The sequence below is a fragment of the Mesorhizobium muleiense genome, from assembly GCF_900099905.1.
Lineage (GTDB): Bacteria > Pseudomonadota > Alphaproteobacteria > Rhizobiales > Rhizobiaceae > Mesorhizobium > Mesorhizobium muleiense.
In genome coordinates, this window is record NZ_FNEE01000008.1 from 185,119 (window position 1) to 207,548 (window position 22,430).

Sequence of the window (22,430 nt, forward strand, 5' to 3'; positions counted from 1 at the left end):
CTGATCAGAGTCTTGCAGGCAGCCGCAGGTCAAGGGTCATCGGGAAATCCTCAGAGGCTTGTTCGCCGCGCAGCACGTAGGCGGACGGCGTATGGCCGCGCGGCTCGAAGCGGGCGAGCCGCCGCGCCTCCGCTTCGTTGCCGTTGACCGGGAAAGTGTCGTAGCTGCGCCCGCCGGGATGCGCGACATGGTAGACGCAGCCGCCGACCGCCCGGCCCGACCAGCGATCGTAGATGTCGAAGACCAGCGGCGTGTTGACCGGCAGTGCTGGATGCAGCCCCGATGACGGCTGCCAGGCCTTGAAGCGGACGCCGGCCACCGCGATCTCTCTGGTGTCGGTCACCTTCATCGGCACGATGCGGCCGTTGCAGACGACCGCATGACGTTCCGGATTGAGCCCTTCGGTCTTCACCTGCAGCCGCTCGACCGAAGAATCGACGAAGCGCACGGTGCCGCCGATGGCGCCCTGCTCGCCCATGACATGCCACGGCTCCAGCGCCTGCCGCAGCTCCAGCTTGATGCCGGCATGCTGGACTTCGCCGCAGAAAGGAAAGCGGAATTCGAGCTGCGCATCGAACCATTCGGGACGGAACTCGAAGCCGTTCAGCTTGAGGTCGTCCAGCACGTCGAGAAAGTCAGCCCATACATAGTGCGGCAGCATGAAACGGTCATGCAGTGACGTGCCCCAGCGCACGAAGCGGCCATCGAGCGGGTTCTTCCAGGCGCGGGCGATGATGGCGCGCACCAGCAATTGCTGCGCCAGGCTCATGCGCGCATTGGGCGGCATCTCGAAGCCGCGGAACTCGACCAGCCCCAGCCGGCCGGTCGGTCCGTCGGGCGAAAACAGCTTGTCGATGCAGATTTCCGAACGGTGGGTGTTCCCCGTCACGTCGGTCAACAGGTTACGGAACAGCCGGTCGACCAGCCACGGCAACGGGGCGCTGCCACTGTCCGGATGCGGCACCTGCGCCATGGCGATCTCAAGCTCGTACAGCGAATCGTGGCGCGCCTCGTCGAAACGCGGCGCCTGGCTGGTCGGGCCGATGAACAGGCCTGAGAACAGATAGGACAGCGACGGACGGCGCTGCCATTGCAGGACCAGGCTCTTCAGCAAATCGGGGCGGCGCAGAAACGGACTGTCGTTGGGTGTTGCGCCGCCGACGACGACATGGTTGCCGCCGCCGGTGCCGGTATGACGGCCGTCGATCATGAACTTGTCGGCGCCAAGCCGCGTCTGCCGCGCCTCCTCGTAGATCGCTGTGGTCGTCGCCACGCAGTCCTGCCAGTTCGCAGCCGGATGGATGTTCACCTCGATGACGCCGGGATCCGGAGCAACGCGGATGACGTTTAGGCGCGGGTCGTGTGGCGGACCGTAGCCCTCGATATGCACCGGCAGGCCGATAGCCTTTGCCGCGTTCTCGGCCGCCGCGACCAGTTCGAGATAATCTTCCAGCGCCTCGACCGGCGGCATGAATACACAAAGCCGTCCGTCGCGCGGCTCGACCGACAGCGCGGTGCGCACCGCGCCACCGATCTCGGTAATCTCCTGTTCGACACGGTCCTGCTGGCCGGTCGCTGCGGTGAAGGACGCCGCCTGCTGGCGGCGCGCCATTTCGCCAGCGCCTTCAAGTTCGGCCGGGGCAGCCTCCGGCAAAGAAGCGGCTTCAGGCAAAATAGCCTCGCGCGCCGGCAATGGTCCGCGCGGCAGCGAAGGATCGACCGGCACGATGTAGGGGAACTGCGCCGGCGGCACATGGGGTAGCGTGCCGAGCGGCAGGCGGTAGCCGACCGGTGAATCGCCCGGCACCAGGAACAGCCTGCCGCGCCGCGTCTTCCATTTCTCCGAACGCCAGCGCGGTCCCGACGCCTGGCTGTTCCAGCGCTGGACAGGCAGCACATAGCCCGACGGCTTGGTCAGGCCGCGCTCGAACACCCGCGCCATGCGGCTGCGCTCCTCGGGGTCGTCCAGCTTCGAATTCGACGGATCGACATTCTCCGGCAGCTTGCCTTCCTTGAGCAGCCACTCAGCCGGGTCCTCATAGGCTTCGCTGACCATTGACTTGTCGATGCCGAGTTCATCGGCAATCGCCGTCAGCAGGCTTTCAGCCTGCTTCGGCCCAACATCTGCTTCGCCTGCTTCATCTGCTTCGCTGTTCTCCCGCGCGATCAGCGACGGGTCGCTCCACACCGGCTCGCCGTCGGCGCGCCAGTACAGCGAGAAGGTCCAGCGCGGCAGGCTTTCGCCCGGATACCACTTGCCCTGCCCGTAGTGCAGGAAGCCGCCCGGCGCGAAACGCTCACGCAGCTGGCGGATCAGCGCATCGGCCTTTTCGCGTTTTGTCGGGCCGACGGCGGCGGTGTTCCACTCCTCCGCCTCGAAATCATCGATCGACACGAAGGTCGGCTCGCCACCCATGGTCAGCCGCACGTCCCCGGCTTCGAGCGCGGCGTCGACCTGCCTGCCCAATGCGTCAAGCGCCTGCCAGCTTTCGTCGGAGAATGGCTTGGTGATGCGGGGGTGCTCGGCGATGCGGTCGACCCGCATGTCGAAGCCGAACTCGACATTGGCGAAGCTCGCCATGCCGGAAATAGGCGCGGCGTTGCGGAAATGCGGCGTGGCCGCCAGCGGCACATGGCTTTCGCCGGTGAGCAGACCGGAGGTCGGGTCGAAGCCGATCCAGCCGGCGCCCGGCAGATAGACCTCGCACCAGGCATGGAGATCGGTGAAGTCGACGGCGGTGCCGGGCGGTCCGTCAAGCGCGACGAGGTCGGGCTTCAGCTGGATCAGGTAGCCGGAAACAAAGCGCGCGGCGATGCCGAGGTTCCTCAGGATCTGCACCAGCAGCCAGCTCGTATCGCGGCACGAGCCTTTCTTGGCGGCCAGCGTTTCCTCCGGCGAAAAAACGCCGGTTTCCATGCGCACGATATAGGCGACCTCGCGCTGCAGGCGGGCATTGAGGTCGACGACGAAATTGACGGTATTGGTTGGGTGGCGATCGATGGTTTGCAGGAACGCCGACAGCAGCGGTCCAGCCGGTTCCGGCGTCCGGTAGATGGCGAGATCGTCGCTGATCTCTTCCGGGTATTCGAACGGCAAGGTCTCGGCCGCCGGCTCGACGAAAAAATCGAATGGGTTGTAGACCGTCATGTCGGCGACGAGGTCGACCTCGATCTTCAGTTCCGTCACCGGTTCCGGAAACACGAAGCGCGCCAGGAAATTGCCGTAGGGATCCTGCTGCAGATTGACGAAGTGGTTCGCCGGCCCGACCTTCAACGAATGGCTGAGCACCTTGGTGCGGGAATGCGGCGCCGGCTGCAGCCTGATGACCTGCGGGCCGAGGACGACCGGCCGGTCATATTTGTAATGGGTCAGGTGGTAGACGGCTGCCAGAATTGCCATGGGACCCCGAAAGTCGGCGTTTCAAACGAACGCTAGACCCTGACACAGATAGTAGCCGATCTCCAAGCGGATGTTGCGGCGCACCCAATCGAACGTCTTGTTTCGTCTAGCCGAGCAGGTCGACCCCCACTCCGTCTCGGCTTCGCCGAGCCACCTCTCCCCCGATCGACGGGGTAGAGGAAGGGCGCGAACCTATTCCGGCTGGCTCCCTTCTTCTCCCTCCGGAGGGGGGAGAGGTGGCTCGGCGAAGCCGAGACGGAGTGGGGGAAGGCGGTCCTCAATCGCGCGGCCCTTTGGTAACGCGATCAGCAATCCATTCAGGCGCGCACATTGCGTGCATGGCGCTGCCCGGCTTAGAAAAACGCCTGCAATCCGGTCTGCGCCCGTCCGAGGATCAGCGCATGCACGTCATGCGTGCCCTCATAGGTGTTGACCGTTTCCAGGTTCTGCGCATGGCGCATGACGTGGTAGCCGATCTGGATGCCGTTGCCGCCATGCATGTCGCGGGCCTGGCGGGCGATGTCGAGCGCCTTGCCGCAATTGTTGCGCTTGACGATCGAGATCATCTCGGGCGCCATCTTGCCCTCATCCATCAGCCGCCCGACCCGCAAGCTGCCCTGCAGCCCCAGCGCGATCTCGGTCTGCATGTCGGCGAGCTTCTTCTGGAACAGCTGCGTGCCGGCCAGCGGCTTGCCGAACTGCTTGCGGTCGAGGCCATATTGGCGGGCCCGGTGCCAGCAATCTTCCGCCGCGCCCATCGCCCCCCAGGAAATGCCGTAGCGCGCCCGGTTGAGGCAGCCGAAAGGCCCCTTCAGGCCCGACACGTCAGGCAGCAGCGCGTCCTCACCGACCTCGACGCCTTCCATCACCACTTCGCCGGTGATCGACGCGCGGAGACTGAGTTTGCCGTCGATCTTTGGCGCCGACAGCCCCTTCATGCCTTTTTCCAGCACGAAGCCGCGAATCTCGCCGTCATGCGCGCTCCCACTCTTGTCGGACAACTTTGCCCAGACGACGAACACGTCGGCGATCGGCGCGTTCGATATCCACATTTTCGAGCCGGAGATCCTGTAGCCGTTCGCCGTCTTCTCGGCCCGCGTCTTCATGCCGCCAGGGTCGGAACCGGCATCCGGCTCGGTCAGCCCGAAGCAGCCGATCCATTCGCCTGACGCCAGCTTCGGCAGGTATTTTTTGCGCTGCGACTCCGAGCCATAGGCATGGATCGGATACATCACCAGCGACGACTGCACGCTCATCATCGAGCGATAGCCAGAATCGATGCGCTCGACTTCGCGCGCCACCAGGCCATAGGTGACGTAGTTGGCGCCGAGCCCGCCATATTCTTCCGGAATGGTGATGCCGAGCAGACCCGCTTCGCCCATCTCGCGAAAGATCCCGGCATCGGTCTTTTCCTCGAGATAGGCTTCCTCGATCCTGGGGGCGAGCTTGTCGGCGGCGAATGCCGCTGCGCCATCGCGCACCATCCGCTCGTCTTCCGACAGCTGGTCCTCGATCAGGAAAGGATCATCCCAGACGAATGCGTTCTTGTCGGCGGCCATGGCCTCGGTCTCCCAACTCTTGCATGTCGCCCAAAAGCTTGCCCTGGGGCCTGACCCGAAGGTGTCCGGCGGTTTGGGATAACGACATGCACAAACAACAACATGAATCGGGCGGCTTATCGGCTTCCGGTTCGAAAAAATCAAACGAAATTGCTTCGCCAACCAATGAGCGTTAGTAATGGATCATGAACGTGCAGCGCCGCCTTTTGCCTGGTATCAGCGCCCTTGCCGCCTTCGAGGCGGTGGCCCGGCTGGGCAGCTTCACCGCCGCCGCAAGGGAGCTCGATCTGACCCAGGGCGCCGTCAGCCGCCAGATCAGACTTTTGGAGGACCAGTTCGGCCGCCAGCTGTTCGAACGCGACAGCCGCAATGTCAGGCTGTCGACGGCCGGTGAGATCTATGCCGAAGCCGTGCGCGCCGCCTTGGGTCAATTGCGCGACGCAGCGCTTGGATTGATGAGCAATCGGCATAGTGGCATCTTGAACCTTGCGATCCTGCCGACCTTCGGCACACGCTGGCTGATGCCGCTCATCCCGGATTTCGTCGAAAGCAACCCTGATATCACCATCAATTTCGTCACCCGCATCGGCCGTTTCGACTTCGCCCGCGAGAGGCTCGACGCCGCCATCCATTACGGCCTGCCCGACTGGCCCGGTGCCGACTCGACGCTGCTGGTGCGCGAGACAGTGGCGCCGGTTGTCTCGCCCGAATTTCTGGCCGGCCGCGCCATTGCCACGCCTGCCGATATCGGCCGCCTGCCACTGCTGCATATGGCGACGCGGCCCGGCGCATGGACCGAGTGGTTCGAGCATCAGGGATTGAGCGCACCGACCGGGCCCGGCATGCAGTTCGAGCAATTCGGCACCGCCGCCCAGGCCTGCATGGCCGGGCTCGGCGTGGCGCTGCTGCCGCAGGTCCTCATCTCAGGCGAATTGCAACGGGGCCAGTTGGTGCCGGCGCCGGGCCGGCCGATGCAGAGCCGCAGCGCCTATTACCTCGTCGTGCCGCATGACAAGCGCGGCCATCCGCCGGTCGCCAGTTTTCGCGACTGGCTGCTGCGCCATGTGCCGCCGGAGAAGTAGCTACTTACGCTTCAACGCATCGGCCAACGCGGCGCCGAACGCGCCTTGTTGCACCGGCCGCTCCGGCTGGCGCTGCGGCGCCGGCGCGCGCGGCACCGGTCTGTTGCCGTCGTCGCGCGGCTTCGGTGTGCCGCCGTCACCATCCCTGCGCATCGACAGGCCGATGCGCTTGCGCTTGATGTCGATGTCGACGACGCGCACCTTGACCACGTCGCCGGCTTTGACCACCTCATGCGCGTCCTTGACGAAACGGTCGGCCAGTTGCGAGACATGCACCAGGCCGTCCTGATGCACGCCGATATCGACGAAGGCGCCGAAAGCGGCGACATTGGTGACGGTGCCTTCCAGCAGCATGCCTGGCTTCAAATCCTTGATGTCGTCAACGCCGTCAGCGAAGGTGGCGGTCTTGAAGCCGGGGCGTGGATCGCGGCCGGGCTTTTCCAGTTCCGCCAGGATGTCGCGCACCGTCGGCAGGCCGAACCGCTCATCGACGAAGACACGCGGATCGAGCGCCTTGAGAGCGGCACTGTCGCCCATCAGCGAGCGGAGGTCGCGCCCGCAGGCCGCAACAATTTTATTCGCCACGCCATAGGCTTCCGGATGCACGGCCGAGGCATCGAGCGGTTCGGTGCCGTTGGCAATGCGCAGGAAGCCGGCGCATTGCTCGAAGGCGCGGGGTCCAAGGCGCGAGACCTTCAACAGGTCGCGTCGGCTGGCGAAGGGACCCGCCGCGTCACGGTGCGCGATGATCGCCTCGGCCAGCGAGGTGCCGAGGCCCGAAACCCGCGCCAGCAGCGGCGCCGAGGCGGTATTGAGGTCGACGCCGACGGCATTGACCGCGTCCTCGACCACCGCTTCCAGCGAGCGGCCAAGCCGGTACTGGTCGACGTCGTGCTGGTATTGGCCGACGCCGATCGACTTCGGCTCGATCTTGACCAGTTCGGCCAGCGGATCCTGCAGCCGCCGCGCGATCGACACCGCGCCGCGCAGCGACACGTCGAGGCCGGGGAATTCCGCCGCCGCTGTTGCCGAGGCGGAATAGACCGACGCGCCCGCCTCGCTGACGATCACCTTGAGCGGCTTCGGCCCGGACTCGGCAGGCATGTCGGCCAGCATGTCTGCGACCAGCCTTTCCGTCTCGCGGCTGCCGGTGCCGTTGCCGATGGAAATCAACTCGACCTTGTGCAGGCGGATGAGTTTTGCCAGTTCGGCCTGCGTGCCGCGCACGTCATTCCTTGGCGGAAACGGATAGACCGTCGTCGTTGCCAGCAGCTTGCCGGTGCCGTCCACCACCGCCACCTTGACGCCGGTGCGGATACCGGGGTCGAGCCCCATCGTGGCGCGCGAGCCGGCCGGGGCAGCGAGCAGCAAGTCCTTCAGATTGCGGGCGAAGACATGGATCGCCTCCTCCTCGGCCCGCTCGCGCAGATCCCGCATCAAATCGAGCGTCAGATGCAGCGACAGCTTTACGCGCCAGGTCCAGCCCGCCACCTCCATCAGCCAGCGGTCGCCCGGCAACTGGCGGCCGATGGCGTAGGCATCGGCGATCATCCGCTCGACCGGCTTCACCGGCGACGCGTCGTCGGCATCGACTTCGATATCAAGCGACAGCACCTCTTCGTTGCGTCCGCGCAGCATCGCCAGGGCGCGATGGCTCGGCACATTGGCCCAGCGCTCGACATGGTCGAAATAGTCGGAGAATTTCGCGCCGGCTTCCTGCTTGCCGTCGACGAGGCGCGACCGCATGAAGGCGCGTTCCTTCATGTAGCTCCGCAGCCTGCCGACCAGATCGGCATTCTCGGTGAACTGCTCGGACAGGATGTCGCGCGCGCCCTCGAGCGCCGCCTTGGCGTCGGCCACCTCTTCAGTGATGTAGGCCAGCGCCAGTTCGCTGGGCGCCGCCGCGCGGTCGGCAAGGATGGCCTCGGCCAGCGGTCCCAGCCCACGCTCGCGCGCGATCTCGGCCTTGGTCCGGCGCTTCGGTTTGTAGGGCAGATAGATGTCTTCGAGTTCCGCCTTGGTGGCGGCCGCAGCGATCTTGGTTTCAAGCTCTTCGGTCAGCTTGCCCTGCTCGCGGATGGAACCGAGAATGGTGTCGCGGCGCGCATCGAGCTCGCGCAGATAGGCTAGGCGCTCGGCCAGCAGGCGCAGCTGCGTGTCGTCCAGACCGCCGGTGACCTCCTTGCGGTAGCGCGCCACGAACGGCACCGTCGCGCCTTCGTCCAGCAGTCCGATCGCCGCCGCGGCCTGTTCGGGCCGGGCTGTGATCTCGGCTGCGATGATTGCTGCGATGCGCTCGGATGCCATGTCGTTCCTGCTGTCCTGTCGAAAAGAGCGGCGACCATAGGCGCAGAGCGTCGCCACGCCAACCTCGCTCTTTTCGACCGATCAAGAGTTCCACAGGAAAGCACGTTGGAAATTCGCATGGCAGAATGCGCCCACGCCTGGATTTGCCCGTGCCCTTCAGACGTGCGCGCTGCCCCTCATTGCCCTGCCGGGCATTTCTCCCCGTATAGTGACGGGGAGAAAGACGCCTCCAAAAGGGTTTCGCCAACGACCAGCGTTGCAATAAATAGCGCCGCGGTGCGGCCAGCCCCCTTCTCCCGGTCACTATACGGGGAGAAGGTGCCGGCAGCGGGGCAGCGCTGACATTGCCAGTCGGATACGATTGCCCTGCTAGACCATCCGGCTCAGCGCATCGAAGAAGGTGACCATATCGACACTGAGCGGCTCATCGACCGGCTCAGGCTGCGACGACATCTTGGCGATAACCACCTCCGCCTTGGGATCGACGTAGAGCCACTGGCCGTGGATGCCGATACCGCAAAAAGCGCCGCTGGCCGCGCCGGTCTGGTACCATTTGTTGCGGTAGCGGCCTTGCGGGAAGCGGAACGCCATCGCGCCACGCTGCCAGGCCTCGGCATCCCCGCCTGTGCTGACAGTGTCGCGCACCCAGGCTTCCGGCACGATGCGGCGGCTATGGGCGATGCCGCCCTGCCGCATCATCTCGCCGACCCGGGCCAGATCGCGCGGCGTCACCGAAATGCCGCCGGCCGTGCGCGCAGTGCCGGCCATATCGACCGTCACCGAGGCTTCGCTCATTGCACCAAGCGGCAGCCACAATTTCTCGTGCATCAACTCGGCAAAGCGCTGGCCGGACGCGCGCTCGAGCAGGATGCCGAGCAGGTCGGAATTGGGCGAGCGGTAGCGGAACGTCCGGCCATGCGGCTCGGCAAGGCGCTGCAGCGTCAGGATGAAGTCGGCCAGGCTTTCGGTGCCGCCGCCCGGATTCCACAGCGTCGCGCGGCGATAGCGGGCAAAGGCGCTTTCCGGATCGAGATAGGCTTCTTCGAAGTCGAGGCTGACGCTCATGTCGAGCGCATGCCGCACGCTGGCATCGCCATAGGCCGAGCCGGCAGCTTCCGGCAGATAGCGGGTCACCGGCGCCTGCGGATCGAAAACTCCCTCGCCTTCCAATATGCCGGCCAGAATGGCGGTCAGCGACTTGCTGATCGAGAAGATGATGTGGCGCGCGCCGAACTCCATATGCGGTGCGAACCAGTCGCCGACGAATTTGCCGGCTTTCGTGATCGTCAGCGCGTCGGTGTCGGAGCGCGCGAGAAAGGCCGCAACAGTCTCTGCGCCGCCGGTCAGCGCGACCTTTTCGTCAAGCAGCCCGTCAAGATCCTGTGCCGGCGCCTCACTGCCGCTTGACGCTGCAGCGACACGTGCGCTCGGCACCAACTCGCCGACATTCTGGAACGACCACCGGCTGAACGGGCTTTCGCGCCAGTTGCCGAGCAGCACCTTGTTGCGGGCAAAGCCATGTCTGGTCTCGAACGCGGTCTTACCGGTCATGGCTTTTCCTTCCGGTTTTTAGGAACTTAGAGACTGTTTCGAAATCAGATGGCCGCCAGAGTAGAGTTTCCAAACCGTCACTTAGCCAAGCGCGGCGGCGATCGCGTGCACGGCTTTCATCGTCGCCACCGAAAAGGCGATGCTGGTGAAATCGGGGTAGCTCGAAAGCTTCACCACGACCATTCTCCTGTTCCAGTCGATATGGATCAGCTGCCCGAACACCCCCCGGCACATCAGCGCGCGCGAACGCGGGTCCTCGATCCAGAACTGGTTGCGGTAGCTGCCTTGCGGCAGGCTGGGATTGAAGTCCGGTCCATGCCTGCCGGTGCGCGTCGCCTCGATCCAGTCGGCCGGCACGACGCCGCCGCCATTGTCGAGGATCAGCTGGCCGAAACGGCCATAGTCGCGCAGCGTGGCGTTGAAGCCGCCATCGGCGATGGCGTAGCCGGCGCTGTCGACGGTGAAGCAGGCGCTTTCATCCGCGCCGAGCTTTTGCCAGAGTTCTTCCGAAACCAGTTGCGCCAGCCGCTTGCCGGTCACCCGTTCCATGATGAAGGCGAGCACGTCGGTCTCTATCGAACGATATTCGAACGCAGCGCCATGCGGCCGGCTTGTCTTCTTGAGCCGCAGGATCAATTCGAACATATACGACGGCCACTCGAAGGCCGGGTCGCTGTCCGGCGGCACCGGTTTCCAGCCGCTGGCGACATCGACCTGGCCGATGTCGGAATAGCGGTCGGTGTATTCCTCGGAAAAGCGCACGCCGGACGTCATGTCGAGCACATGCTGCACGCTGGCGCCGGCCCAGCCGGTAGCTTCCAGCTCCGGCAGATAGGTCGTCACCGGCATGGCGGGATCGATCAGGCCGCGCCCGGCGAGTATGCCGAATACCGAGCCCGTGACCGACTTGGCCATCGACTGCGACAAATGCAGCGTGCGCTCGGTCATGCCGTTGCAATAGCGCTCATAGGCGATCTTGCCATCCTTGAGCACGAGGAACCCATCCGTATAGGTTTCGTCCAGCAGCCCGGCCAGCGTCGAAGGCTGCCCCGTGCTGCCGCCCACCGGCAGCGCGTCGAGATCGACGTCGGCGCGCTCGAGCCGGCGGCGATGGCCATTGCCGCGCCAGACTTCGACGGTCGGCAGGATTTCGCGGATGTGCTGGAACGCCCACCGGTTCCAGGGTCCCCTGTCCCAGTCGAGCTTCGGCGGCACCATCTTGGGCGGTGAGCCCTGCATGATCGGCGGCCGCGGATCGGAGTTGCGGTAAGACTGCATGAGAATTTCCCTGCCGCCGCATGCCGCTCTTCGGTTCACTTGGATGAGGAGCGGTCTGCACAGCGGACGAAAAAGCCCCCGAATGGGCCTTTCGAGTGACGAACGCCCGACGCCATGGCGAAGGGCAGTGCCGGCAGGCCAGGTGAGGGGCGGCGCGAACGCTGCGAATTCAGCGCTACCCCTCATCCGGCCCTTGACCCGCCTTCTTCCCGCTCGCGCGGAAAAAGGCGGAGTGCCGCTATTTCTGAACGTCCGTCCAGATGCGCGTGTAGAGTTGCTGCACATCGGGCGAGCAAGGGGTGAGGAACTCGCCCGCTTTCTCCAGTTCTGGCGGTACCACCAGTTCGGGCGCATCCTTCATGTCGGCTGGCATGAATGTCTTCGAGCCCTTGATGCCATTGGCATATTTGGCGAAGGCGGAGATCATGGCGGCGTTCTCGGGATCCATGATGAAGTTCATGAACAGCTTGGCGTTGTCGACATTCTTGGCATCCTTGAGGATGGCAACACTGTCCATGAAAAAGGGGAAGCCCTCTTTCGGGTAGCCGAACTTGATGTCGGGGTTCTTGATGCGCGAGCGCATGATGGCGCCGTTCCAGTAGTAGACGGCCGAATAGTCGCCGGCCGGTAGCTTCTCGGTCACGCTATAATCCATGGCCAACCACTTCGGCTTGGCCTCCACCAGCTTGTCGCGCACTTTCTTGAGCAGTTCCTTGTCGTCCGTGCACCAGTCGCCGCCCAGATACTTGATGGTGGCGAACAGCACGTCGTTCATTTCCGGCGCGACATTGATCTTGCCAACCAGTTCCTTCGGCGGATCGAGAAAGATGGCCGAGGTGTTGATGTCGCCGTCATAGACCTTTGTGTTGACGCCGATACCGGTCACGCCCCACTGCCACGGAACCGTATAATGACGGCCCGGATCCCAGGGAACGTTCACCCAGCGCTCGTCGACATTCTTGAAGTTCTCCATCTGGTCGGGCCGGGCCTCAAGCAGAAGCCCTTCCTTCACCCAGATCGGCACGTAGTTGGCCGACGGCACCACAATGTCGAAGCCATGACCACCGGCGCGTACCTTTGCTAGCGCGGTGTCGTTGGAGTCGTAGTCGGTGATCGTCACCTTGACCTTATAGGTATCCTCGAACTTCTTGATCATCTCGGGGCTGGTGTAGTCGCCCCAATTAAAGATGTTGAGTTCGCCTTCCGCATACGCGCTGCCCGCAAAGGCAAACATTGCGAATACCGCCGTGGCAGCCGTGGTCTTCCATTTCATTGCTATTCTCCCGTTTTGGCAATCGTTGGTCACGGCTTGCGCCGGTTGACGAAGTAGAACGCGGTTACGAGCACCACCGACAGCGCCAGGAATACCGTGGCGATCGCATTGATTTCCGGGCTCGTTTCGCGCCGCAACTGGCCGAGCATGTAGGTGGGCAGCGTATCCTGGCCGCCGGACTTGACGAATTCGGTGATGACCACATCGTCGAGCGAAATGACGAAGGCGAGCATGAAGCCCGCGATGATGGCCGGCCTCAAGAGCGGCAGCGTCACGAAACGGAAGGCTTTCCAGGGCGTGGCGTATAGGTCAGCGGCTGCGCGCTCCAGCGTCAGGTCCATGCTCTCCAGCCGCGCCCGGATCGGCAGGTAAGCGAACGGGATGCAGAAGGCGGTGTGCGCGGCGATCAGGTAACCGAGTCCTGAGTAACCGGTCCAGACCTTGATGCGCGAGAACACGATCAGGAGCGCGACGCCGGTGACTATCTCCGGCACCATCAGCGGCTGGTTGATGAAGGCGTATTTGAAGGTAAGGCCGGGATAGGGCCGCGTGCGGGTCGTGGCCAGCGCAGCCATGGTGGCGGCGATCGTCGACAGCGCGGCGGCCGAGACCGCCAGCACGAGCGAGCGGACGGAGGCGTCCTGCACGGCCGAATTGTGCCAGGCCGAAATAAACCAGCGCAGTGAGACGCCGTCCCAGCGCGAAAGCGAATCCGCCGTGTTGAACGAATAGGTGACGAGCGCCGCGATCGGCAGATAGAGCGCGAAGAAGGTCAGAAGCGCCATGAACCCGAAGCCGGGTTGCGCCTGGATGTCGAACGGACGCTTAGCCATGGGCGCCCTGCGACCCGGATGCGTTGCGCACGTAGAACAGGAGCGCGATCATCACCAGCACCATGAGCGTAATTGAGATGGCCGCGCCAAGCGGCCAGTTACGGCCCGCGCCGAACTGCAGTTCGATCAGGTTGCCGAGCATCATGTTCTTGCCGCCGCCCAGCACCCGCGGAATGACATAGGCGCCAAGCGAGGGAATGAAGACCAGTATCGAGCCGGCTATGACGCCGGGCTTGATCAATGGGAAGATGATGCGGCGCAGAACCTGCCAGCGACCGGCGTAGAGGTCATATCCGGCCTCGACCAGCCGGAAGTCGAGCTTCTCCATCGAGGCGTAGATCGGCAGCACCATCAGAGGCAGGTAGATATAGATCATGCCGAACAAGATGGCGGCGTCGGTATTCATGATCTGCAGCGGTTGCTTGATGATGCCGAGCGCCATCAGCGCCGTGTTGACCAGCCCTTCGTTGCGGATCACCTGCTGCATGGCGAAGGTGCGGATCAGGAGATTCGTCCAGAACGGAATGGTGACGAGGAAAACCCAGACCTCGCGCGTCTTCGGCGGTCGCGTGGCGATGAAATAGGCTGTGGGGAAGCCGAAGAACAACGTCAGCACGGTGGTGTAGAACGACAGGCTTATCGAACGCCAGAAGATCGACAAATGCGCATCGGCGAAGGCCAGAGTGTCGTCGAAGATGTCACGCTGCATCAACACCGACAGCCAGCCGTCGGTAGAAAATTTCCACACCACGTCGCCATAGGGCCCCGGCGTCAGGAAGGAATAGATCACGACGATCAGCAGCGGTCCGCTCGCGGCGAGAAAGATGATGATCAGCGCCGGCGCCGACAGCAGCCAGCGATCGCGGATCTCTCGGCGCTCGGCCTCCTCAGCGACTTGTTCCGCGCTCGCCATCAGTCCCTCAGCACTTGCGCGGCGTCGTTGCCGATCGAGATGCCGACCTTGTCGCCCCGCTCGAAACCGCAGCCGGCGCTGCGCGTGTTCTGCTGGCGCACGGTGAAGCTCTCGCTGCTGTCCAGGCGAACATGGATGTGGGTGTCGGTGCCGAAATAGACGATGTTTTCGACCGTGCCCGACAGGTCGCCCTTGCCGCTGGTCAGCTTGGCATGTTCGGGCCTGACCACCACGGTTGCATTGTCCTTCGGCTGGAAGCCTTCAGCCACGGTGGCGTCGATGGTCGCGCCGGATTTGAGCGTTGCGCGTGCCTTGCCGTTGCCCATTCCTGATATGGCCGCCGTCAGGAAATTGGTTTCGCCGATAAAGTCGGCGACGAAACGCTCGGCCGGCTTGTCATAGATATCCCAGGGCGTGCCGACCTGCAGGATCTTGCCCGCCGACATCACCGCGATGCGGTCCGACATGGTCAGCGCTTCTTCCTGGTCGTGAGTGACGAAGATGAAGGTGATGCCGGTCTCGTGCTGCAGCCGCTTCAGCTCGATCTGCATCTCCTTGCGCAGCTTGAAGTCGAGCGCCGACAGCGGCTCGTCGAGCAGCAGCACTTTCGGCTGCGGCGCCAGTGCCCGCGCCAGCGCCACGCGCTGCTGCTGGCCGCCGGAAATCTGGCTGGTGCGGCGGTTGCTCAGCGCCTCCATCTTGACCAGCTTCAGCATCTCGGCGACCCGCGCCTTCACTTCGGCCTTGGGCTTGCCGAGCATTTCGAGGCCGAAGCCGATATTCTCGGCCACCGTCATATGCGGGAACAGCGCATAGTTCTGGAACACGGTATTGACCGGCCGCTTGAACGGCGGCAGCGGCGCGATGTCCTGGCCATGCAGCAGGATCTCGCCGGCGCTGGGGAAATCGAAGCCGGCGATCAGCCGCAGCAGCGTCGTCTTCCCGCAGCCGGACGGACCAAGCAGCGTGAAGAATTCATTTTCGCGGATCGACACCGAAACCGTGTCGAGGGCGGCGACCTGTGACTCCCCGCTACCGAAGACCTTGCGGACGCCACGAACTTCAATTGCACTTCTACCCGGTTGTTCCGGCACGATTACCCCATTCTTGCGTCCGCTCTTCTGGCGGATCCAGTTCCCACTCGATTGTCAGCACACGGCGCATGGCTTGGCAAGCACACATCTGAATGTCGATCCAGAACGCAATTCCCATGCCACCGTCAGGCCTGGTAGGTGATCTTGCCGCCGCAGATCGTCGTCACCGGCCGCACCGTATGCAGCGCTTCCGGCGCGGTCGCCTCGATGTCGCCTGAGAGCACCACCAGATCGGCCATAAAGCCTGGCTTCAGGCGGCCCTTGCGGTGCTCCATGAACTCGGCATAGGCGCCTTCCACCGTGTAGCCCGCTAGTGATTCATGCAGCGAAAATCTCTGGTCGGGATCGCCCTCTGCCCAAGGTTTGCGCAGCACCGCCGCCTGAATGCCCAGGATCGGATCGATCGGCGACACCGGCCAGTCGGAAGCGAAGACGACATGCGCGCCCGCCTGCTTCAGCGTCCGCCAGGCATAGCTCAGCGGCCATCTTTCGCGGCCGATGCGCGAAAGCGTCGGCTCCAGCGGGAAGTCCATGGCGCCGGGCGGGTGCGGCGGCTGCATCGAGGCGATGACGCCAAGCTCTGCGAAGCGCGGTATGTCGGCGGCAGTGACCACCTCGATATGCTCGACGCGGTGCCGGCTGTCGCGCCTGCCGTTCTTCCGCCGCGCCGCCTCATAACCATCGAGGACCGCGCGCACCGCGCCGTCGCCGATCGAATGCACGGCGACCTGCAGCCCGCGCCGGTCGGCCTCCACCGCCACCTCGGCGAGATGCTCCGGCGTAAACAGCGGCTCACCGCGCCAGCCCGGCCGGTCGGCATAGTCGTCGACCATCACCGCGGTCCAGCCTTCCAGCACGCCGTCGTAAAACATCTTGACCATGCCGGACGACAGCCATTCGCCCGCGTATCGCTCAGCCATATCAGAGGCTTTGTCGAGCATGTCGAGCGTCATGAAGTTCTTGTAGTGGAACGGCACCTGCACCCGGCACAGCAAGTCGCCCTCGGCCTCGATCTCGGACAGGAGTTCGAGCTGGTGCAAATTGCCGTCCATGTTCTGGATCGAGGTGATGCCGTGCCTGGCGCACCATTCCAGCCCGCGGCGCATGATCGCCCGGTCGGAGGCCTGCTCCGCCGGCGTCGGCTTCGGGTCCGGCTCGCCGCCGGTGGCCAGGCCGAGCCGCACACGCTCCTCGCCGGCCAGCGCGATCAGCGGCCCAAAGGCCTCGCCCTCGCGCAATTCGCCACCGGCCAACCCGTCGTCGCCCATGACGATCTCGTTGCCGGGACCAAGCCGCTTGCCTCCAAGCAGGCCGGCCAATTCCAGTGCCTTGGTGTTCGCCCACATTGTGTGGTGGTCGGGCGCCGCCATGACGAAGGGCCTGTCCGGAAGGATGCGGTCGAGGTGATGGCGGCTGACCCGTTCCGTCGCCGACAGGATGGTATAGTCGGCGCCTTGCGCCTGCAGGACGGATAGATCCGTCCGCTTTGCGGCATAGTTGCGCACAGCATCGCAAAGCGCATCGAAACCGTGGACGCCCATCAGTTGGAGATGATCGAGTTCGGCCGCGCCGCCGAAAAGATGCATATGCGCTTCGATGAAGCCGGGAACGACGGAACCGCGCTCGGCGTCTATGACGCGCGTGCCGGATCCCTTGTGCTCCAGCACGGTCGCGCGATCTGCGATCGCAATGATTTCGCCGCCCTTGATCGCTATGGCTTCGGCGCGGGGAGTATCGGGATCCATCGTCAATATGCTGGCGTTCTCGACGATCAGATCGGCCGATGGCGGCATAATTTTCCCCCGTTTGAGCTAAGGCTAGCAGAGTATTGGCGTCTGGCAAGCCGCCGCTGCCACTCGCAACAACGATCCGGGAAAGCCTCTTGGCGGGGCTGAAACTCTCTGCCACAAAGCAATTCGTCAATGACGGATACGCAACCCGAAGAGCGAGCCGGCCGCCAAAATGAAGACTGTTTTCTCCCCTCTTCACGCCGGTCATGCCGGCAATTTCGAGCTCATTTCGGGCGCCATCGTGCCGGCCTTCGAGAAACCCTCGCGCGCCGAGTTCATCAAGGCGAGGGTGGAGAGCGAAAAGCTCGGCCCGGTGCTGCCGCCCCACACGCACGACCTCGCTGCCGCCAAGCAGGTGCATAGCAGCGACTACATCGATTTCCTGCCGACCGCATGGCCGCTCTGGGAAGCGTCGGGCCGGACGGGCTCGGCCATCCCCTTCACCTGGCCGACGCGCGGCTTGCGCGGCGATGTGCGCCCGCAAACCATCGATGCGCTGCTTGGCTTTTACTCCTTCGACGGCGGCGCCAGCTTCGTCAAAGGCACATGGGAGGCGATCAAGTCGTCCTACGATGTGGCGCTGACCGCAGCCGCTCTGGTCAAGGGCGGCGAGATATCAGCCTTCGCGCTCTGCCGCCCGCCCGGCCATCATGCCGGCGCTGCGTTCATGGGCGGCTACTGCTACATCAACAACGCCGCTGTCGTCGCGCAGTGGTTCCGCGACCAGGGCGCCAGGCGCGTCTCGATCCTCGATGTCGACTACCATCACGGCAACGGCACGCAGGAGATATTTTACAGCCGCGGCGACGTGCAGGTGCTGAACCTGCATGGCGACCCGATGACCGAATATCCGTTCTTCCTTGGCCACGCCGACGAGCGCGGCGCCGGGCCCGGCGAAGGCTTCAATGTCAACTACCCCATGCCGTTCGGCACCACATGGGACGCCTGGAATGTTTCGCTGGAGGACGCCTGCGCAAAACTTGCGGCTTACGCCCCCGAGATCGTCGTCGTTTCGCTCGGCGTCGACACGTTCGAGAAGGACCCGATCAGCAGGTTCAAGTTGAAAAGCGCCGACTATCCCAGGATTGGCCGTCGCATCGCCAAGCTCGGCCTGCCGACGCTGTTCGTCATGGAAGGCGGCTATGCCGTCGAGGAAATCGGCATCAACGCGGTCGGCGTGCTGACCGGATTCGAGGATCGGTAATGCATGTCGCCCAAAGGGCTGCCCCGGGCGTTCGACCCGAGAGCGCAGCGGTGATGGCAGCTACGCCACTTGGCCGCCGATCGTCTGGAGCGCGCCACTTCCCCGGGCCCTCCCAATTCGACAAGCCTGGTTGACGGGAAACAGCGGATCGATCGTCATTGTCTGCTCTCCGGCGCGTAATGGAGGATGACAACACCTGACTTGAGCGTCCTCGTCTCGAGATGCTTCAGGGGTATCCGCTTCGGGCCGCCCTTGAAGAGCGGCGTGCCTCTCCCGAGAATGACGGGGTTGATCCCGAGGTGAAACTCGTCGATCAGGCCATGCTCCATCAGGGTCGCCGTGAGGTCGGCGCTGCCGAACACGAAGATGTCTCCGCCGTCCCTGGTCTTCAGCTTGGAGATTTCTTCCGCGACATTGCCGTTGAAGAGCTTCGTGTTGTTCCAGTCGGCGCTTTTCAGCGTGCGCGAGAAGACCAACTTCTCGATCTTGTTCATGAAATCCGCGATCCAGCCTTGCTCGGACGGCCAATAGGCTGCCATGAGCTCGTAGGTCACCCGGCCGAAGATCAGCGTGTCGGCCTTTTCCTGGGTCTCACGAATGTAGTTCTCGAGTTCTTCTTCAAAGACGAACCAGCTGATGTCCCTGTCCGGACCTTCGAAGAAGCCGTCGACACTCACCATGTCCCATATGATCAGCTTTCTCATAGAACCCTCCTCTTCGTGTATCCCTTTGTGAATTCTCGGCCTATCCCGTGAAGCGGAAGCGCATGTTGGTGATCTGCCCCGCTTCCGAGAGCTCGGTCTTCTCCAGCCTGATCGGCACCATGCCGTTCTGACTGAAGCGGCGGATGCCGTCGCCGATGAGGACAGGCGCGACATGGAGAACTCGTCCGCAAGCCCTGATTCGGACCGACGGGAAGTCGCAGCATTTCAGCGGGATGCGACGAAGCGCTCCAGTTTGCCCAAAGTTTGCAGTCCCAGTTCCACGGCACCGAAGCCCTTCGCCTCCTGGAACTCGGCAGCCGTGCTGAATACCATGCCCAGCGTTACCTTCGTTGCCCCGTCCTGATCCTCGAACGAGGCCCAGGCGTCGGCATGTTTCGGCCCGTTCTCGCCCCAATGCAGCGTATAGCCGATCCTCTCCTCGGGCCGGACCTCGTTATAGAGATGGTGGTTCGGGAAAACCGTGCCGTCAGACGCGATCATGTCGAATACCCACTCGCCGCCCGCTCGCAAGTCGATCCTCTTCGTTCGACAGGAGAAGCCTTCCGGCCCCCACCATTGCGGCAGCGTTTCAGGGTTCATCCACGCGCCCCAGACGATGGACCGCGGCGCCTGAATCACCCGCTGCAGCACCATGGTTCGTTCGGCCGCGCCCGCGAGGTTGTCCAGGCCGGCACCGAAGCCCGCCCGGTAGCCTGCTTCCATGTCCTGCGCCAGCGAGGAAAGTTGCACCGTCACGACCAGCCGGCTGCGCTCGTGCGTGCCTGAGAGATCTGCCGTCACCAGCGCTGCTGATTGCGTCACGCCTTCGCACGAGACCACCTCGTAGCTCACACTGCACAGCGCTGGCTGCAACACCAGCCAGCCGCACTCGCAGCGGATGTCCGGCTGGCCCTCTGCCTTGCAGAGCGAGATCTCGCGACCACCCACCCTGGTGTCGGCCTCCAAAAACTCCACGGTGACCGAGGGCGATGGCGCAGCCCAGATCGCCCGCGCGGCTGGGGCCGTCCAAGCCTCCCACAGCACGGCCAATGGCGCGGCCACGTCCCTTTCGAAGGTCAGCGTCACAAAACGGCCCTTCCTATCATCGGGCACCGCACGAGTCGCACTGTTTGTAGCGAGGTTCTGTGTCATTCTGCGCGCTCCTTCTTCATCACATTCATCACAAATGCGTCCAACCGGTCGAGCCGGGCTTCCCAGATGGCCCGCTGTTCATCGAGCCATGTTCGCGCTGGATCCAGAGCCTCGGGTACGATGGCGCAGGTGCGTATCCGCCCGTCCTTGGACGTGGTGATCAACCCTGCCTCCTCCAGCACGGAAAGGTGCCGCATCACCGTGGGCAGCCGCAGTCCCGTCGGCCCAGCCAGATCCGTCACCCGCGCAGGTGTTTCGGCGAGCCGGCTCAGGATCGACCGGCGGGTCGGATCAGCGAGCGCATGGAAGAGCAGCGAGAGATCAGGATCATGCTTAGCCATATCGCTAACTATCGCCCAATTTGCCGATGGCGCAAGCGAAAACTTCGTCAAGTCGCTAAGTATTTTTTGCCCAACGCGCCGAGTTCCTGGAGCAGGCGGCCGAAGCGTTTAACGCGGCCTGCAGAATGGCCGCTGACCTGTCCCAGCCACCGTTATCTCTTTGTTGGACCATGATCTTCTTTGAAAAGGCGTTCGCCCTTTGCGAAGTCATGCTCTACTTCTAGGGGACGGCATGAGGCACCGATTCTGGAAGAACGCAGCATTTGAAGTCGGGGAAGCATCCATGATCGACGACGAGCCGGACAGCGAACGCGTCTCGGCGCTGGCGCCGTTCCGGCACGGCATTTTCCGCGCCGTGTGGTCCGCCAGCCTTGTTTCGAATTTCGGTGGCTTGATCCAGGGCGTCGGCGCCGCCTGGATGATGACCACGATCGCCACCTCGTCCTACCAGGTTGCGCTGGTCCAGGCTTCGACCACCTTGCCGATCATGCTGTTTGCGCTCGTCGCCGGGGCCATCGCCGACAGCTTCAACCGGCGCAAGGTCATGCTGATTGCCCAGATCTTCATGCTGGTCGTCTCGGTTCTGCTGACCGTGTTCACCTATCTTGGCTTGATGACGCCGTGGACGCTGCTCGCCTTCGCCTTCCTGATCAACAGCGGCACGGCGCTCTACAACCCGTCATGGCAGGCTTCTGTCGGCGACATGGTGCCGCGCGCCAAGCTGCCGGCTGCCGTCGCGCTCAACTCGCTGGGCTTCAACCTGACGCGCAGCGTCGGCCCGGCGATCGGCGGCATTATCGTCGCCGCCGCAGGTACCGCAGCGGCCTTTGCCGCCAACGCATTGAGCTATGTCGGGCTGATCATCGTGCTGGCCCGCTGGAAGCCCGACCTGCCGGCCTCGACACTGCCGCGCGAGACGCTGGGCGCGGCGATGGGTGCTGGCCTCCGTTATGTCGCCATGTCGCCCAATATCGGCAAGGTGCTGGTCAGGGGTGCGGCCTTCGGCTTCAGCGCCGGCGCGGTTCTGGCGCTGCTGCCGCTGGTGGCGCGCGACGTCGTCAAGGGCGATGCCTTGACCTACGGCATCATGCTCGGTGCTTTCGGCATCGGCGCCGTCGGCGGCGCGCTGATCAGCGTCCGGCTGAGGCAGATCCTGTCGAGCGAGACGATGGTGCGCATGGCATTCGCCGGCTTTGCGCTCTGCGCCTTCAATGCCGCCGTCAGCGATCAGGCCTGGCAAACGTCGCTCGGACTGCTCATCGGCGGCGCCTGCTGGGTGGTCGCGCTGGCGCATTTCAACGTCACCGTGCAGATGTCGACGCCGCGCTGGGTGGTCGGCCGGGTGCTCTCGGTCTATCAGACGGCGACCTTCGGCGGCATCGCGCTCGGCAGCTGGATCTGGGGTGTCGTCGCCGATGCGCAAGGCGCCGAGTTCGCGCTGACCGCGGCCGCCGTCACGATGCTGGCGGGCGGCGCGATCGGCCTGTTGCTGCCTTTGCCGCAGCAGGCGGTGCTCAACCTCGATCCGCTGAACCGTTTCAAGGAGCCGCATCTTGCACTCGACCTGAAACTGCGCAGCGGGCCGATCGCCATCATGATCGAGTACATCATCCGCGAGGAGGACGTGCCGGAATTCCTGGCCACCATGGCCGAACGCGGCCGCATCCGCCGCCGTGACGGCGCCCGCAACTGGACGCTGGCCCGCGATCTCGAAAATCCGGCAGTATGGATCGAGCACTATCACACGCCGACATGGCTCGAATACATCCGCCACAACAAGCGGGCCACCCATGCCGACGCCGTTGTCGGCGAGCGCGTGCGGGCGCTGCACAGCGGTGACGAGCCGCCGCGCGTCCGCCGCATGATCGAGCGTCCGACAACCGCCGGCACCGCCATCGTCATGCCGAAAGGACCAATCGAGCATTAATGCATGTCGCGCAAACGCCCAC

The 22,430-nt window shown here is 64.0% G+C and carries 16 protein-coding genes; 3 read left to right on the top strand and 13 right to left on the bottom strand.

From position 1 onward, the window contains the following. Positions 1–4: 4 nt before the first annotated feature. Positions 5–3,400 carry a transglutaminase family protein gene (locus BLT09_RS16660; protein WP_091594793.1) on the bottom strand — a complete coding sequence of 1,132 codons (3,396 nt, stop codon included), beginning with the start codon at positions 3,398–3,400 and terminating at the stop codon, positions 5–7. A gap of 353 nt (positions 3,401–3,753) precedes the next feature. Beyond that, complete coding sequence (locus BLT09_RS16665; RefSeq protein ID WP_091594795.1) at positions 3,754–4,959, bottom strand: acyl-CoA dehydrogenase; 1,206 nt, start codon at positions 4,957–4,959, stop codon at positions 3,754–3,756. A gap of 185 nt (positions 4,960–5,144) precedes the next feature. On the opposite strand from BLT09_RS16665, the gene BLT09_RS16670 reads away from it, so the two are divergent. Then, positions 5,145–6,041, top strand: a complete 897-nt coding sequence (locus tag BLT09_RS16670; protein ID WP_091594797.1) for a LysR family transcriptional regulator — start codon at positions 5,145–5,147, stop codon at positions 6,039–6,041. Here the strand turns inward: BLT09_RS16670 and BLT09_RS16675 are convergent, their stop codons facing one another. From BLT09_RS16675 to BLT09_RS16710, 8 genes are all read right to left on the bottom strand, one after another. After that, positions 6,042–8,348 carry a Tex family protein gene (locus tag BLT09_RS16675; protein ID WP_091594799.1) on the bottom strand — a complete coding sequence of 769 codons (2,307 nt, stop codon included), beginning with the start codon at positions 8,346–8,348 and terminating at the stop codon, positions 6,042–6,044. It abuts the gene before it with no gap. 369 nt (positions 8,349–8,717) lie between these two features. Then, a complete protein-coding gene (locus tag BLT09_RS16680) occupies positions 8,718–9,899 on the bottom strand; it encodes a serine hydrolase domain-containing protein (RefSeq protein WP_091594801.1) in 1,182 nt (393 codons plus the stop codon). 81 nt (positions 9,900–9,980) lie between these two features. Next, positions 9,981–11,177: a serine hydrolase domain-containing protein gene (locus tag BLT09_RS16685; RefSeq protein ID WP_091594803.1), complete on the bottom strand. Its 1,197-nt coding sequence runs from the start codon at positions 11,175–11,177 to the stop codon at positions 9,981–9,983. Positions 11,178–11,415: 238 nt separating this feature from the next. Beyond that, positions 11,416–12,450 (bottom strand): ABC transporter substrate-binding protein, encoded by a 1,035-nt coding sequence (locus BLT09_RS16690; RefSeq protein WP_091594805.1) that lies wholly within the window; start codon positions 12,448–12,450, stop codon positions 11,416–11,418. A 29-nt stretch (positions 12,451–12,479) separates the two neighbouring features. Next, positions 12,480–13,283 (bottom strand): ABC transporter permease, encoded by an 804-nt coding sequence (locus tag BLT09_RS16695; RefSeq protein ID WP_091594807.1) that lies wholly within the window; start codon positions 13,281–13,283, stop codon positions 12,480–12,482. Beyond that, positions 13,276–14,196 (bottom strand): ABC transporter permease, encoded by a 921-nt coding sequence (locus BLT09_RS16700; protein ID WP_091594809.1) that lies wholly within the window; start codon positions 14,194–14,196, stop codon positions 13,276–13,278. Before BLT09_RS16700 ends, BLT09_RS16695 begins: the two co-directional genes overlap by 8 nt. Next, positions 14,196–15,290, bottom strand: a complete 1,095-nt coding sequence (locus tag BLT09_RS16705; protein ID WP_091594811.1) for an ABC transporter ATP-binding protein — start codon at positions 15,288–15,290, stop codon at positions 14,196–14,198. Before BLT09_RS16705 ends, BLT09_RS16700 begins: the two co-directional genes overlap by 1 nt. 125 nt (positions 15,291–15,415) lie before the next feature. Next, positions 15,416–17,083, bottom strand: coding sequence for an amidohydrolase (locus BLT09_RS16710; protein ID WP_091594813.1), 1,668 nt, complete (start codon positions 17,081–17,083; stop codon positions 15,416–15,418). Between the two features lie 169 nt (positions 17,084–17,252). Between BLT09_RS16710 and BLT09_RS16715 the strand changes: the two genes are divergently transcribed. Beyond that, positions 17,253–18,284 (top strand): histone deacetylase family protein, encoded by a 1,032-nt coding sequence (locus BLT09_RS16715; RefSeq protein ID WP_091594815.1) that lies wholly within the window; start codon positions 17,253–17,255, stop codon positions 18,282–18,284. 155 nt (positions 18,285–18,439) lie between these two features. Here the strand turns inward: BLT09_RS16715 and BLT09_RS16720 are convergent, their stop codons facing one another. The 3 genes from BLT09_RS16720 to BLT09_RS16730 all read right to left on the bottom strand — a co-directional run bounded on the left by BLT09_RS16720 (position 18,440) and on the right by BLT09_RS16730 (position 20,481). Next, positions 18,440–18,988 (bottom strand): dihydrofolate reductase family protein, encoded by a 549-nt coding sequence (locus BLT09_RS16720; RefSeq protein WP_091594817.1) that lies wholly within the window; start codon positions 18,986–18,988, stop codon positions 18,440–18,442. 225 nt (positions 18,989–19,213) lie between these two features. After that, on the bottom strand, positions 19,214–20,140 hold the full coding sequence (locus BLT09_RS16725) for an SRPBCC family protein (RefSeq protein WP_091594819.1): 927 nt from the start codon (positions 20,138–20,140) through the stop codon (positions 19,214–19,216). Further along, positions 20,137–20,481 carry an ArsR/SmtB family transcription factor gene (locus BLT09_RS16730; RefSeq protein WP_091594821.1) on the bottom strand — a complete coding sequence of 115 codons (345 nt, stop codon included), beginning with the start codon at positions 20,479–20,481 and terminating at the stop codon, positions 20,137–20,139. The genes BLT09_RS16725 and BLT09_RS16730 overlap by 4 nt, the downstream gene beginning before the upstream one ends. A 283-nt stretch (positions 20,482–20,764) precedes the next feature. Here BLT09_RS16730 and BLT09_RS16735 point away from each other — a divergent pair, with 283 nt between their 5' ends. Further along, a complete protein-coding gene (locus BLT09_RS16735; RefSeq protein ID WP_091594823.1) occupies positions 20,765–22,408 on the top strand; it encodes an MFS transporter in 1,644 nt (547 codons plus the stop codon). Positions 22,409–22,430 lie beyond the last annotated feature (22 nt).